The following is a 14,317-nucleotide window of genomic DNA, read 5'->3' on the forward strand; positions in this document are numbered from 1 at the left end:
GCGCGGCTCACGCGGACAAGCCATAGTCCGCGCGCGCCGCGTCGGCGCTGATCTTGCCGTCCGCCAGATCCTGCGCCACGCGCGCCCGCGGCCGCGCCGAGGCCGCGCCGTAGCCACCGCCGCCAGGCGTTTCGATGCGCACGCTCTCACCGGCTTCGAGCGCAATGTTCGCGGTCTTGGAGAACAGCTCCTCTTGTTGCGGCGTGCCGAAATTGCGGATCAGCCGCGCGCGTCGTCCGTCACGTCCGCCGTCCACGCCCGCCGCCACGCCGACGGTGTGGCTGTCCGAGCGGGCCGAGAACACGATGCCCGGTCCCACGGCGCGGATCTGCTTGGCGATGGCCATGCCGCCGCGCGTGCGGCCCGCACCGCCCGAGTCCTGGATCATCGCGTACTCGTCCATCAGCAGCGGATACTCGTTCTCCAGCGCTTCGACGGGTAGATTCGACGTGTTGGTCATGTGCACGTGCACCGCGTCCATGCCGTCCGCATCGAAGCGCGCGCCCGCGCCGCCGCCCAGCGTTTCCAGATACACGAAATGGCCCGCGCGCTCGCGCCAGCGGCCCGAGAACACGATGGCGGGGCAGCAGTCGTTACTGGACGCCATGGTTTTTTCGGGCGGCAGCAGGCCGCGGAACGCGCCGAAGATGGCGCCGGCCACCTTCTGTGCGGTGATGGACCGCGCACCCACCGCGGCCGGGTGTTCGGGATTGGTAATGGTGCCCACCGGCGCCGACAACGTGATGGGGTCGAACAACCCCGCATTGGGTGCGAGGTCCGGATCCAGCAGCGCTTTGACCGCGTAGTACACGCAGGCGCGCAACGCGTTGAAGGGCAGGTTCATGGCGCCGCGCGCCTGTTTGCCCGACCCTTCGAAGTCGAAGTGCAGGTTGTCCGCGCTGACGGTCAGCGTCACCTGAATGGGGACCGGGTCGCCCCCCATGCCGTCGTCGTCCAGATCGCTGCGGAACGTATAGCTGCCGGCGCGCAATTCCGCGATGCGGTTCAAGAGGCGTTTGCGCGTGTAGGCGATCACGTCGTCCACCGACCGCAGCACCGCCTCCAGTCCCATCTGGCGGATCAGGCCCTGCACGGCGGCCGCGCCTCGGCGGTTGGTGGCCATCTGCACGCGCAGGTCGAGCACGCGCTCTTCCGGGTCGCGAGTGTTGGCGCAGATGAGGCGCAGCAGGTCTTCGTCGGTCTCGCCCGCGCGGGCGATGCGGCAGGCGGGGATGCGGATGCCTTCCTCGAAGATCGATTTCAGGCCACCGGCGATCGAACCGGGCACCGCACCGCCCACGTCGGAATGGTGCGCGATGTTGGCCGCGAAGAAGCGCAGCACGCCGTCCCAGAACACCGGCGTGATGATGTTGATGTCGGGCAGGTGGCTGCCGTCCGCCAGGTACGGGTCATTGCAGATATACACGTCGCCGTCGCGGATCTGGTCAGCCGGGAACGTGCGCAGAATGGCGCGCATGGCGCCGTCCAGCGAGCCCAGGTGCAGCGGAATCTGCGTGCCCTGCGCGACCAGCCGTCCGGCAGCGTCGAACAGCGCCACCGAGCAATCCTTACGCTCTTTGATGTTGGTCGAGAACGATGCGCGCACCAGCGTGTTGTTCATGTCCTCGGTGATGGACAGCAGGCGGTTGCAGAAGACCTCCATGCCGATGGGATCCGCCAGCGTGGGCGTGGCGTCCGCGGCGCGGGATTGAACGGAATCAGGCTTGGTCATGCGAGCCTCCTTGCAGGCGGATGATCAGGTTGCCGTACTCATCGACGCTGGCCTCGTGGCCCACGCCCACCACCGTGGTCGAGCTCATTTCTTCGAGCAGCGCGGGTCCCGTGAAGCGCGCGCCGGTCGGCACGCGGTCACGGTCATAGACGGGCGTTTCACGCCAGCCATGCGCCGGGCCGAAGTACGCCTTGCGCTGGCCCCGCGCCGCGTCCTGCAACGTGCCGCCCACGTGTCTTGGCGCAAGGGGCGCCTTCACCACCTGTCCCACGGCCTGCATGCGGCAGTTGATGATCTGCACCTTGCGGTCGTCGACGGTGTAGCCGTATTCCCGCTCATGCGCCTCGGCGAAGCGGCGCGCGAATTCCGCGTAGCCGCCCGCACCGGTGTCGTCCAGGCTGACCTGCACTTCAAAGTTCTGGCCCTCGTAACGCGCGTCGATGGCGCTGTGGCACACGCGCAGCGACGGATCGACGCGTTCGGATGCCAGCCAGTCCTGGGCCTGCGTGCGCAGACCGTCGAAGATCGTGGAGATCGCGGGCCAGCTGTCCGCATCGGCCAGCGAGATCTCGCTTTGCACGAAGTCGAAAGAGATATCCGTGAGCAGGATGCCGCGGGCGCACATCGTGCCCGGCTCCTGCGGCACGATGACGACGGGGATGCCGCATTCCTCGGCCACTTCCACCGCATGCAGCGGACCGGCGCCGCCGTACGCATACAACGCGAAGCGCGAGAGGTCGTAGCCGCGTTCGGTGGACACCGCACGGATCGCACGGCTCATGTTGGCCGCCGCAATGCGCAGGATGCCTTCGGCGGCCGCCTCCATGTCCAGCCCCAGCGGTTCGGCGACGCGGCTGCGGATGACCTCGCGCGCGGCGTCTGCGTACACCGGCATGCGGCCGTTGAGCAGGGCCACGGGATTGAGCCGTTGCAGCGCGATTTCTGCGTCCGTGATGGTCGGCTCCTGGCCGCCGCGGCCGTAGCCCACGGGACCGGGCACCGCGCCCGCGCTATGCGGCCCGACCTTCAGCGCGCCAGCGTCGTCCAGCCAGGCGATGCTGCCGCCACCCGCGCCGATGACGTGGATGTCGACCATGGGTGTCTTGACCGGATACCCGGCAACGTGGCGGTGCGACGTGAACAGCGGACGGCCCTCGCATACCAGCGAGACGTCCGTGCTGGTGCCGCCCACGTCGAACGTCACCAGGTTCAGGCTGCCGATGGCGCGTCCCACGGCGGCTGCGCCGACGACGCCCGCCGCCGGACCCGACAGGCAGGTGCGTACCGGATATTGGCGCACGGTGGCGATCGACATCAGGCCGCCGTTGGAATGGATGGTGTGCGGCTCATGGCCGATATCCAGTTCCCGCACGCGGTTCAGGAAGCGTTCCAGATAGCGCGCCATCTTGGGCCCGACCGCGGCGTTGAGCACGGTGGTGGACAGGCGCTCGTATTCGCGGAACTCGGGCAGCACGTCAGACGACTGGCTGATGTAGGCGTCGGGCATCTCCTCCGCGACAATCTGCGCCGCGCGGCGCTCATGCGCGGGGTTGCGGTAGGCGTGCAGGAAGCAGATCGTGACGGCCTCGATGCCGGCCTTGGCAAAACGGCGCGCGGCATCGCGCACTTGCGCTTCGTCCAGCGCCGTCAACACGTCGCCTGCTGCGTTCACCCGCTCGTCGACTTCGGCGCGGAACTCACGCGGCACCGCCACGGGCGGTTTGCCGACGCTGTAGTCGTACAGGTGCGGACGCGTCTGGCGGCCGATCTCCAGCACATCGCGAAAGCCGCGCGTGGTGATGAGCCCGACGCGCGCGCCCTTGCGTTCGATGATGAGGTTGGTGGCCACCGTGGTGCCGTGGCCCACGTGCGAGACCTGCGATGGCGCGACACCGTGATCCGCGAGCATCTGGCCGATGCCCGTGGCGATGGCCTCGGAGGGATCGTGCGGCGTGGAAGGCACTTTGTGAAAGTGCACCACGCCGGCGTCCTCGTCGATCATCGTGAAATCGGTAAACGTGCCTCCGACGTCTATCCCTATGCGATACATATCGATTGTTCCAATAAAGAAGGTCAGTCCAGACGAATGCCGGCCTTCTTCACGACCTGGCACCACTTGTTGATTTCGTCCTTGATCATTGCGCCGAACGCCGGTCCTGCGACGTCCGACACCTGCGCGCCCTGTTGCTCGAGATAGGTCTTCATTGCGGGCGCGTGCAGGGTCTGCACAAGGCCGTCGGTGAGCTTGGTGCGCAGCGGTTCGGGCATGTTGGCGGGCGCGAGCATGCCGAACCACACCATGGCCTCGTAGCCGGGGTAGCCGGATTCGGCGACGGTGGGCACGTCGGGCAACATGGGCGAGCGCTGCGGCGATGTGACGGCCAGGGCCTTGATCTTGCCGTCCTTGATGTAGGGGTACGAGGTCATGACGACGTCCATCATCATGTTGACCTGTCCACCGACCAGATCGATGAGCGCGGGGCCGGAGCCGCGATAGGGCACGTGCACCATCGATACGCCGGCGGTGGACTTGAAGAGTTCGGCGGCCAGGTGGTTGGAGGTGCCTTGGCCGTTGGAGGCGAAGGAGTACTTTTCGGGCTCTTTCTTCAGGAGGGCAACGAACTCCTGCAGATTGGCGGCGGGCACCGACTGATTGACCGACATGACGTTGGGGATGGTGGCGACGACCGTCAGGGGGGTGAAGTCTTTGATGGCGTCGTAGGGCAGCTTGGAGTAGACGCAGGGCGCGCTGCCGTGCGTGCTGACCGATCCCATGAGGATGGTGTAGCCATCGGCGGGTTGGCGCGCGACGAATTCGGTGCCGACGGTGCCGCCGGCGCCGGGGCGGTTTTCAACGATGACGTTGGCGTTCAGGCGCTGGCCAAGACCTTCGGCGATCTTGCGCGCGACCAGATCGGTGGATCCGCCGGCCGCGAACGGCACGACGATGCGGATGACCTTGTCCGGCCAGGCGGCGCTGGCGGACCCGGCGGCCGCAAAGAGCGCGATACCGGCGGCAATGCGACAGCAACTGCGTAGTAGCCCTGTTTTCATGGCTTGGTTTCCCCTTGTTGATAGAACTTCGTGATGGCCGGATCATGCGTGTCCGACCTTGGTTCGCTGCAACAACGAGGTCATGCTAGGCCTGGCGTGGAAATGACAGCAGTCCTACAGGTTTATATTTGTATAGATGCCATTTATGGACGCGCGGCGATGAAGAACCCGGACCTGAATCTGCTTGTGCATTTCGATGCGCTGATGGCGTGCCGCAATGTGTCGCGCGCGGCGGAGGCGATGAACATCAGCCAGCCGGCGATGAGCGCGGCGATGAACCGGCTTCGTCAGTTGTTCGGCGATCCGCTGCTGGTGCGCGAGGGCGGGGCGTGGCAGCCGACGTTGCGGGCGCTGGAGCTGCACCAGAATTTCAAGCCGCTGCTGGAGGGCTGGCATCGGGCGACGCGCACGCGGGAGGCGTTCGATCCGGCGCATTCGTCGCGCACGTTGTCGCTGTATGCGACGGACTATGTGCAGTACACGTTGCTGCCGAAGCTGATTCCACGGTTGGCGGTGGATGCGCCGCATTTCCAGTTGCAGATCGTGCCTGCGCGGCCGCAGCATGGACTGAGCATGCTGGATACGAATCATGTGGAGCTGATCGCGGGGTATTTCCCTGATCCTGCGCCGGATCTGCGTACGCGTTTTCTGTATCAGGAGCCGGCGGTTTGCATCGTGCGTGAGGGACATCCTTGTTTGCGTAAGCGGTGGAATCTGGATGCCTACCTGAGCTATGGGCATCTGGATCTGGCGGCGCATACGCGGTATTTCAGTACTGCAATCGATCGCATCTTGATGGGGCAGAACCGGAGCCGCAAGATTGTGGCTACGTTGTCCAGTTATCTGGTTTGTCCGTTCATCGTTGAAGCGTCGGATTTGATTGCGACGATGCCGGTGAGCGTTGCGAAGGCGATGGCGGGGAGTGCGCGGATTGTGTCGCAGAAGGTGCCGTTGACGTTGCCGCCGATTGCTGTGTCGTTGTATTGGCATGAGAGGTATCAGGATGATCCTGCGCATGCTTGGTTGAGGCAGTATTTGGCGGGGGTGGTGGGGTAGGGGGTTCTTTGGGGCTGCTTGTTTGGGGCTGCTTGGTTAGGGCTGCTTGGTTGGGTCCTTAAGGCGCACGGCGCGGCGGCGGGCTTGGGGCGCGGGGCTACGATTGCGGTCCGGAGCCTTCGCTCCGGACTGCCCCTTCGTCATCTTCGTCCGCCTTCGGCTCCCTTCAGATTCCCTCGGGCGCATCTACACGCCCCGCACCCCAAGCCCGCCGCCACACCGTGCTCTAGTGGTTCGGGTTCGCGCAGTGCTGGGACGGGGTGTGTGCTTGGCGTTCTGGCAGGCAGCGGTGTGTGAGAGGAAGATCTTGCGGGGCCCGCTCCACGGCGGCCGCGCGGGCGGCCTGGTGGAGCTTACGCAGTGTCTTGCGTCATGCGTTTGGCGCTGCGCGCTTCGCTGGGGGGCGAGACGTCTTGCCGCTTTTTCTGACGATGCGTGTGAACGCGCCGCGCGTTGGCGATCTTGGGCGTCGCGCGCGCCACAGCGGTTGAATGTCAGTAGCCGCGCTGAGGGTCGTAGATGTTGGGAAGCGCTTCGCCCCGCTCGTTTGCCGCGATCAACAAGGCGGTGTGACGGGCGCGCTCCTTGCGGTCTGGGATCGCCGCGCAGTGGGGAGTGATCGTGATTCTTGGGTGAGTCCACAGTGGGGAGTCTTCTGGCAGGGGTTCCTGCTCGAAGACATCCAGAATTGCCTGATCCAGATGCCCGCTGTCCAGCGCATCCAGAATGTCCTGCGTGACCATGTGGGTGCCGCGGCCGGCGTTGATGAGGCTGGCGCCTTTGGGTAGTTGCGACAGCGTGTCGCGGTTGAGGATGCCACGAGTGGCGTCGGTGGCGGGGAGCAGGCAGACCAGGAGGTCAGTGTTTGCCAGGAATTGTGTGAACTGTTGCTGCCCTGCGTAGGACGGCAGGCCGGGCAGTGTGGTCGCGCCGCGGGACCAGCCGCTGACGGGAAAGCCTGCGCGGGACAGGAGTTGGGCTGAGGCGATGCCCAGGTGGCCCAAACCCATGATGCCGACGCGTACATCCGCCGCTACGCGCAGGGAGTCGAAGATTTCCCAGTGGCGGCGGGATTGGTTGTCGGTGATGCGTTTGACGTTGCGCGTGATCATCAGGGCGCTGGTGAGCACGTACTCGGCCATCTCGGTCTGCGTGCGGGTGGTTACCATGCGCGCGATGGGCAGGTGGCGCGGCAGGGTGGGGTCGGCGAGGATGTGGTCAACGCCTGCGCCGGCGCTGATGATGAGTTTGAGGTTGGGGAAGGTGGCTAGGCGGCCGGCGTCGGGGGCCCAGACGAGGGCGTATTCGATGGTGGCGGGATCGGGGTCTTCATGCCAGCCGACGACTTGCAGGTCTGGCGCGAAGGTGCGGAATTGCGTGCGCCACTCTTCTATTGCCTGGGGGCCGCCGGAATTGATGATGAGGCGCATGGTTGTCCTTGCGGGTGATGAGGGCGTGTCGGCCAGGCGCATGTTTCAGGTGCGTGTTTCAAGCGCGGGGTTTAGGCCCGGGTTTCAGCGCCGGGTTTCAGCCCCATACTTCCGGCGTCTTGCCCGGCGCGGCGCGCCTGCGGGTTGTCCACAGGGTGCGCCGCGCGTTGTCGTCAACGTTCGACCGTGCGGTTCCAGCGGGCGTTGAAGGCGGGCCGGGCCGCGTTGATCTGGTCCCAGTCCAGGATCTTAGCGTTGGCCATGTAGCCTTGGAAGCGCTTGAGGGACTCGGCGTTGTCGGCGGGGGCCTGGACGTTTTTGTTGGACGGGAAGTGGCCGCCCATTTCCAGGGCCTTGGCCTGGGCCTTGGCGGACAGGAGGTACAGGGCGAGCTTTTGCGCGAGTTCGGGTTCGCTGTTCTTGGCGATGACGCATTCGCCGACCATGAGGATGACGGAGCCTTCCTTGGGTTGGGCGTATTCCACCGGGATGTCGCGCTTCTTCAAGCGGGCGATGGCGGTGGGGGTGAGGGGGAAGATGGCGGCTTCGTCGGACTGGATCATCTCGGCGAGCTTGGCGGAGTTGGGGATGTACTCGAGGACGTTGGGGCCGATGGTGGAGGGCCACTTCTTGAAGCCGGGCTCGTAGTTCTGGTCGTTGCCGCCTTCGATGCGATTGAACATCAGGAAGCCGTGCAGGCCGAAGGTGCTGCCGGAGGCGGACTGGAAGACGACCTTGCCTTTGTACTTGGGGTCGGCCAGGTCGAGCCACGAGGTGGGCGGGGTCCAGCCGTTTTTCTGGAAGAGGCGGGTGTTGTAGCCGAGGCCGGTCATGCCGATGTCGATGCCGGCGGCCATGCGGTCTTTCATCAGGGCGGTGGGATACAGCTCTTTGAGGACGGGGTCGTCGTTGAGCGGTTCGCACAGGCCCATGGAAATGGCGCGGGCCATGATGCCGTCGTCGAGGAACATGACGTGCATCTGAGGGTTGTCTTTGTAGGCTTGCGCCTTGGCGAGGACGTCGGTCGAGGTGCCGGGCACGACGACGATCTTGACGTTGTTGGCCTTCTCAAAGTCGGGAAAGACGTGCTGGGTGAAGGCGCGTTCCATGTCGCCGCCGTTCATGCCGACGTACAACGTTTTCTGCTGCGCCATGGCACCGGCGGACAGCAATGCCAGCATCGCCGCGCCCAGCAACCGTTTCCCCTTGGTCAGGCGCTGCGCGCCCTGTTTCTTTTGCATCATGGTGACTCCAGCGTTTGCTCACGAAGACGATCAGGCCGGGCCGCGGCGCCGTGAGCGGCGGGCGCGTACCGTTCAATGCGGAAGGCATCGATAGGGATGGAGGAGCGGCCGTGCACGACCAGGTCGGCCAGGACTTCGCCGACGGCGGGGCCGATCTGAAAGCCCGCGCCGGACAGGCCGAAGGCGTGAAAGAGGCCGGGCACGGTGGCGCTGGGGCCGAGCACGGGATTGTGGTCGGGCATGTTGCCTTCGACGCCGGTCCAGAAGCGGATGACCTGGGCGCCGCGCAGCACGGGCAGGAGCTTGACGGCGTTGGCCATGAGCGCGCCGAGGTTGGCGCGGCCGGGGCGTGCGTAGTCGGGGTCGGCGGAGACGCCGCGTCCGCCGCCGATGACGCAGTTGCCGCGCGCGACCTGCCGTGCGTAGATGCCGCCGCCCTGCATGCCGAGGCTGACGTTCATGAACAGCGGCAGGGGCTCGGTCACCATCATCAGGGGGTGGATGGACGTTTCGGGAACCGGCTCGCCGAAGCCTTCGGCAAAGCGTCCGGCCCAGGCGCCTGCGCAGTTCAACAGGTAGCGCGATCGCACTTCAAGCGTGTCGCCGGCGCGCACGATGAAGCGCGTGCCGTCGTGCGTGGCGGAGGTGACGCGCACGCCTTCGCGCACGTCTGCGCCCAGCGCGGCGGCGGCACGTCCGAAGGCGGGGGACACGAGCCGCGGATTGGCGTGACCGTCCTGCGGGCAGAACGAGCCGCCGATCACGCTTTCCCCCAGCCAGCCGAAGCGTTGGGCGAGCGCGCGGCGGTCCAGGATTTCAAGGTCCATGCCGAAGCCGCGTGTGTTGGCGCGGTAGGTTTCGAGCAGCGCCAGATCGGCGTCGGAGGTGGCCAGCTTGAGGTGGCCGGAGCGCACGTATTCGCCGTCGATGCCGATCAGCGCGGGCAGTTGGCCCCACAGTTCGTGCGCGCGCCGCGCGAGCGGCAGCTGTTCGATGCCGCGTCCCTGCCGGCGCACGCCGCCGTAGTTGACGCCGCTGGCCTTGGCGCCGCACAGCGCGGCTTCCAGCAGCACGACGGGCACGCCTAGCCGGCGCAGGAAGAGCGCGGCGCTGCCGCCGACGATGCCACCGCCGATGATCGCAACTTCGGTGTCGAAGCGTTCCATCATGCGGCCTTTTTCGCGGGACGTTCCAGGCAGACGACGCTGACCGGAATGGGCTTGACCGGCGGCTGGTTGCGTAGCCGTCCGACCGCCTGCGGCGCGCAGCCGACGGCATGCGCCAGGACCTCTGCGCCAGCCACGCCGCACATGCGGCCCTGGCAGCGTCCCATGCCGACGCGGGTCAGCGCCTTCAGGCGATTCATCTCTTGCACGCCGTTGTCGCGCGCGGCCTGGCGGATGGTGCCGGCGGTGACTTCCTCGCAGCGGCAGACGACGGTGTCGTCGGCGATGCTGGCGGCCCAGTCCTCGGGAAACGGAAACGCGCGTTCCAGCGCGTCGCGCACGCGGCTATTTGCCGCGAGTTGCGATTCCAGTATCCGCGCGCGGCGTGCGTCGTGCGGATGTCCTGTGTCTTCAAGCAGCGCCAGCGCGGCGCGTTCGCCGGCGAGTTCCGCTGCATCGGCCCCGGCAATGCCCGCGCCGTCGCCCGCGACGTAAACGCCCGCCACGCTGCTGCGTCCGGCGGCGTCGCGCCGTGGGATCCAGTTGCGGTCGCGTTCGTTGAATTCGAAGTCGCAGCCGACCAGGCTGGCGAGCTGGGTTTCGGAACGCAGCGACAGGCCGAAGCCGACAGCGTCGCAGTCCAGCGTATGCGTCCGTCCGTTCCGGGTGTACGACAGGCCCGTGACCCGATCGCCGCCCTGCACGGCGACGGGGCGTACGCCACTGCGCAGCGGCACGCCATGCGCGCGCAGCCACGCCATGTAATAGAGGCCCTTGGCCAGCAGCGCGGGCGCGCGCAACATGCCGGGTAGCGCCGCGACGCGGTCCGCAAATCGCGACGTGTCCAGCACGGCGGCAACCTGTGCGCCGGCCTTGGCGTATTGGTATGCCACCAGATACAGCAATGGGCCCGTGCCAAGGAACGCCACGCGCGATCCGATGGCGCAGCCCTGGTGCTTCAACGCGACCTGCGATCCGCCCAGCGTGTAGACACCGGGCGTCAGCCAGCCGGGAAACGGCAGCACGCGGTCGGTCGCCCCGGTCGCAAGAATCAGATGCGTGTAGGGCACCGCCGTGCTGACGCCGTCGCGCAGCACGTCCAGCGTCTTGCCCTCGGCGTTCCAGACCAGGCACCCGGGACGGTATTCGACGTTGCCCTGCAATTCCTGCATGGTGCGGTGTACGGCGTCAGCCTTGCGATGTTCAAAGCCATACAGCGCGGATTTGGGACGCGAGAAACCGGGCGGCGGCTGGCGGTAGATCTGGCCGCCGGGGCGCAGCCCTTCGTCCAGGATCACGGGCCGCAAACCTTGCGCGGCCATCGTCTGGGCCGCGCGGATACCGGCAGGGCCGGCGCCCACGATCACGGGCATGACGATGCTCATGACGCGTCATCCTCGGGCCAGGCAGCGGCCGTCAGCGTCCCTGGGGCAGAGGCGGCGGCCAGCGTGCCGGGCGCGGCAGCGGGCGCCAGCGCGGCGCTCTGCAGCCGCATGCCGGGCTCGATGTACGTGGAACAGGCGCGCACGCGCTCGCCGTTTTCAAGCTGCACCCAGCAGTCCTGGCACGCGCCCATCATGCAGAAGCCGGCGCGCGGACCACCGCCGAATTCCGAGGTGCGCAGGCGTTCGGCCTGCGTCAGCACGGCGGTCAGGACCGTGTCGCCGGCCAGTGCCGTGCACGTCTGTCCGTCGAAGGTGAAGGTCAACGCGGGCCGGCCGGTTTCGGCCAGGCGTTTCAGGATTGCCATGGCGCGCGCGGCTCCTTTGCGGCTGTCGGCAGTGAATTCATTTCTGGCCCACCAGGACGCGGTCCAGGCCATACACGCGGTCCAGCAGCAGCATCGTCACGGCCGTCAGCGCGATCACCAGCGCGGACACGGCGGCCATCATCGGGTCGATGGATTCCGTGGCGTACATGTACATGCGCACCGGCAGCGTGATGGTCGACGGCGCGGTGATGAACACCGACATCGTCAGTTCGTCGAAGCTGTTGATGAACGCCAGCAGCCAGCCGCCGGACACGCCGGGAATGATGAGCGGCAAGGTGACCGTGAAGAACACCGTCGCACGGCTGGCGCCGAGCGACAGCGCCGCGTGTTCGATGGACCGGTCAAAACCCACCAGCGCGCCGATCACCAGGCGCATCACATAGGGCGTGATGACGACGACGTGGCTGGCCACCAGCCACGGAAAGCTGCCGGCCATGCCCATCAGCGCAAAGAAGCGCAAGAGCGCCACGCCCAGCACCAGATGCGGAATCATCAACGGCGAAAGGAACAGGCCGTTGAGCACGTCGCGCCCCGGAAAGCGGTAGCGCGTGATGGCGATGGCGGCGGGCACCGCCAGGCACACGGCGATGCTGGCCGACAGGAACGCCAACCACAGGCTGTTCTTGAACGCCTGCATGAAGTTGGGATGGTCGAAGACCGCATAAAACCACCGCAGCGAGAAGCTGGTCGTGGGCACGGTCAGCGTCGAATCGGGCGTGAACGCCACCAGGCACACGATGACCAGCGGCGCCAGCACGAACGCCACCACCAGGAAATTGAACGCCAGCGCGAAAGGACCGTTCTTCTGCATGTTCGATTCCTTGCGCGGGTCAGCCCAGGCTGCGGCGGTAAGAGCGTTCGACGACGCGGTTGTACGCCATCATGACGATCACGTTCACGATCAGCAGCACGATGGCAATCGCCGCGCCCAGCGGCCAGTTCAGCTCGGTCAGGAACTCGTCGTACACGACGGTGGCCACCATCTTCAGCCGCCGTCCGCCCAGCAGCGCGGGAATGGCAAACGAGCTGGCCGACAGGCCGAACACGATAAGACTGCCGGACAGGACGCCCGGCATGGCCTGCGGCAGCACGATGCGCGTGAGCGTCTGAAAGCGCGAGGCGTTCAGAGACAACGCGGCGTGCTCGACCGTGGGGTCCAGCTTCTGCAGCGACGTCCAGACCGGAATCACCATGAAGGGCAGCATGACGTGCACGAGGCCGATGATGACGGCCGTGGGCGTGTACAGCAACGATCCCAGCCCCAGTGCCGCGGCCGCCTTGCCTAGCGGCCCGCTTGGACCCAGCAGCATGCTCCAGCCGAACGCGCGCACCACCAGCGAGATCAGCAGCGGCGACAGCACCACCAGCAGGAAGATCGAGCGCCAGGGCTTGCGCATGCGCGACAGGATGTAGGCCTCGGGCGCGCCGATCAGCACGCAGATCAGCGTGGTGACGCCGGCGATCCAGAAGGTGCGCCAGAAGATCTCGATGAAATAGCCGTCTGTCACCACGGCCAGGTAGTGTTCGAACGTGTGGCCGGGCTGAATGCCGGTGGCGTAGTCGAACGGCCGGAACGACAGGGCGAAGGTCAGCGCCAGCGGCGTGAGCACCAGCGTCAGAAACACGAGGGCCAGCGGAATCGAGCCCAGGATGGCCAGCATCCCGTCGTTGCGCGGCTTGGGCGGGTTGGCGGCAGCGCCGCGTTGCGTCAGCGTCGCCATGTCAGTCCGCCGCCGCGGCAGCAGGTGCGCGCAACACGCGCAGCACGCCGTCCGCCCAGTCCAGCCCGATCTGTTCGCCGTCGTCATGCGGGCGGCGACCGTCGTTGGGCGTCAGGATGGTCAGCGCCCCCACGGGCGAATCCAGGTCGTACATCCACTGGCTGCCCAGGAAGTAGCGCGTGTTCACGACACAGGCAAGCTTGCCTTGGCCGGAAGGCACCGGCACCAGCTTTTCCGGCCGCAACGACAGCTGCACGTTGTCGCCATGGCGCAGGCCTTCGCCGTCGACGACAAGGCTCAGCGCGCCGGTCTGCACTTCAGCCTGCGCGCCGCAGCGCGTCACGCGGCCGGGCAGCAGATTGGTCTTGCCGACAAAGCGCGAGATGAACTCGGTCTGCGGGTGTTCATACATGCGGTAGGGCGCGTCCACTTGCGTGGCCCGGCCGTCCTGCATGACGACGACGCGATCGCTGATGGACAGGGCCTCGGCCTGATCGTGCGTGACCATGACGGTGGTGGTGCCGATCTTGCGCTGGATGCTGCGCAGCTCGAACTGCATGTCCTCGCGCAGCTTGGCGTCCAGGTTGGACAGCGGTTCGTCCAGCAGCAGCACCGGCGGCCGGATCACCAGCGCACGGGCCAGCGCCACGCGTTGCCGCTGGCCGCCCGACAGTTCGCGCGGGAAGCGGTCGGCATGCTTGTCCAGCTTGACCAGGGCCAACGCCTCGCGCACACGCTCCTGCCGTTCGGCGCGTTCGACCTTGCGCATCTTCAGGCCGAAGGCGACGTTGTCGGCCACGGTCAGGTGCGGGAACAGCGCATAGCTCTGGAACACGATGCCCAGGCCGCGCGTGTTGGGCTTGGCGTGCGTGATGTCGCGGCCGTCCAGCGTGATGGTGCCGCAGGTCACGTCGGCAAAGCCGGCAATCATCTGCAGCGTGGTGGTCTTGCCGCAGCCGGAGGGCCCGAGCAGCGAGACGAACTCGCCCTTGTCGACCGATAGGCAGAAGTCCGAGACGACACGCAGATCGCCGTAGTTCTTGGAGACGTTGTCCAGCCGCAGAAATGCCATGTTCCAAACCCCGTGGCCCGTCCGGGCCCTGCGCCGCCGGGTGGAAAAAGTGCCGCCCAGGCTGCCTAAGT

At 66.6% G+C, this 14,317-nt stretch carries 12 protein-coding genes; 1 reads left to right on the forward strand and 11 read right to left on the reverse strand.

What is annotated here, in order from left to right; all coding sequences use genetic code 11:
- Positions 1 to 7 precede the first annotated feature (7 nt).
- The 3 genes from AC6CIE_RS26520 to AC6CIE_RS26530 are packed head-to-tail and all read right to left on the reverse strand — an operon-like array spanning position 8 to position 4,786.
- Entirely contained in the window at positions 8 to 1,732 is a 1,725-nt protein-coding gene (locus tag AC6CIE_RS26520) for a hydantoinase B/oxoprolinase family protein (protein ID WP_218342450.1), read from the reverse strand.
- On the reverse strand, positions 1,719 to 3,782 hold the full coding sequence (locus tag AC6CIE_RS26525; RefSeq protein WP_218342451.1) for a hydantoinase/oxoprolinase family protein: 2,064 nt from the start codon (positions 3,780 to 3,782) through the stop codon (positions 1,719 to 1,721). Before AC6CIE_RS26525 ends, AC6CIE_RS26520 begins: the two co-directional genes overlap by 14 nt.
- Before the next feature lie 23 nt (positions 3,783 to 3,805).
- Complete coding sequence (locus AC6CIE_RS26530) at positions 3,806 to 4,786, reverse strand: Bug family tripartite tricarboxylate transporter substrate binding protein (protein WP_367351181.1); 981 nt, start codon at positions 4,784 to 4,786, stop codon at positions 3,806 to 3,808.
- A 102-nt stretch (positions 4,787 to 4,888) separates the two neighbouring features.
- Here AC6CIE_RS26530 and AC6CIE_RS26535 point away from each other — a divergent pair, with 102 nt between their 5' ends.
- A complete protein-coding gene (locus AC6CIE_RS26535) occupies positions 4,889 to 5,842 on the forward strand; it encodes a LysR family transcriptional regulator (protein ID WP_255810720.1) in 954 nt (317 codons plus the stop codon).
- 494 nt (positions 5,843 to 6,336) lie between these two features.
- On the opposite strand, the gene AC6CIE_RS26540 is transcribed toward AC6CIE_RS26535, so the two are convergent.
- The 8 genes from AC6CIE_RS26540 to AC6CIE_RS26575 form a co-directional block, all read right to left on the reverse strand.
- Positions 6,337 to 7,272: a 2-hydroxyacid dehydrogenase gene (locus tag AC6CIE_RS26540; protein ID WP_498094731.1), complete on the reverse strand. Its 936-nt coding sequence runs from the start codon at positions 7,270 to 7,272 to the stop codon at positions 6,337 to 6,339.
- Between the two features lie 173 nt (positions 7,273 to 7,445).
- The gene (locus tag AC6CIE_RS26545; protein ID WP_498094733.1) at positions 7,446 to 8,516 is read right to left on the reverse strand and encodes an ABC transporter substrate-binding protein; all 1,071 of its coding nucleotides are present in this window, start codon (positions 8,514 to 8,516) and stop codon (positions 7,446 to 7,448) included.
- Entirely contained in the window at positions 8,513 to 9,685 is a 1,173-nt protein-coding gene (locus AC6CIE_RS26550; RefSeq protein ID WP_498094735.1) for an NAD(P)/FAD-dependent oxidoreductase, read from the reverse strand. The genes AC6CIE_RS26545 and AC6CIE_RS26550 overlap by 4 nt, the downstream gene beginning before the upstream one ends.
- Positions 9,682 to 11,067 carry an FAD/NAD(P)-dependent oxidoreductase gene (locus AC6CIE_RS26555; protein WP_498094737.1) on the reverse strand — a complete coding sequence of 462 codons (1,386 nt, stop codon included), beginning with the start codon at positions 11,065 to 11,067 and terminating at the stop codon, positions 9,682 to 9,684. Before AC6CIE_RS26555 ends, AC6CIE_RS26550 begins: the two co-directional genes overlap by 4 nt.
- On the reverse strand, positions 11,064 to 11,432 hold the full coding sequence (locus AC6CIE_RS26560) for a (2Fe-2S)-binding protein (RefSeq protein WP_175124852.1): 369 nt from the start codon (positions 11,430 to 11,432) through the stop codon (positions 11,064 to 11,066). The genes AC6CIE_RS26555 and AC6CIE_RS26560 overlap by 4 nt, the downstream gene beginning before the upstream one ends.
- 37 nt (positions 11,433 to 11,469) lie before the next feature.
- Complete coding sequence (locus AC6CIE_RS26565; protein ID WP_062839314.1) at positions 11,470 to 12,264, reverse strand: ABC transporter permease; 795 nt, start codon at positions 12,262 to 12,264, stop codon at positions 11,470 to 11,472.
- A 19-nt stretch (positions 12,265 to 12,283) separates the two neighbouring features.
- Positions 12,284 to 13,174, reverse strand: a complete 891-nt coding sequence (locus AC6CIE_RS26570; RefSeq protein ID WP_498094739.1) for an ABC transporter permease — start codon at positions 13,172 to 13,174, stop codon at positions 12,284 to 12,286.
- A 1-nt stretch (position 13,175) separates the two neighbouring features.
- Positions 13,176 to 14,246: an ABC transporter ATP-binding protein gene (locus AC6CIE_RS26575; RefSeq protein WP_498094741.1), complete on the reverse strand. Its 1,071-nt coding sequence runs from the start codon at positions 14,244 to 14,246 to the stop codon at positions 13,176 to 13,178.
- Positions 14,247 to 14,317 lie beyond the last annotated feature (71 nt).

This window comes from Achromobacter sp. GQ309, assembly GCF_059759315.1.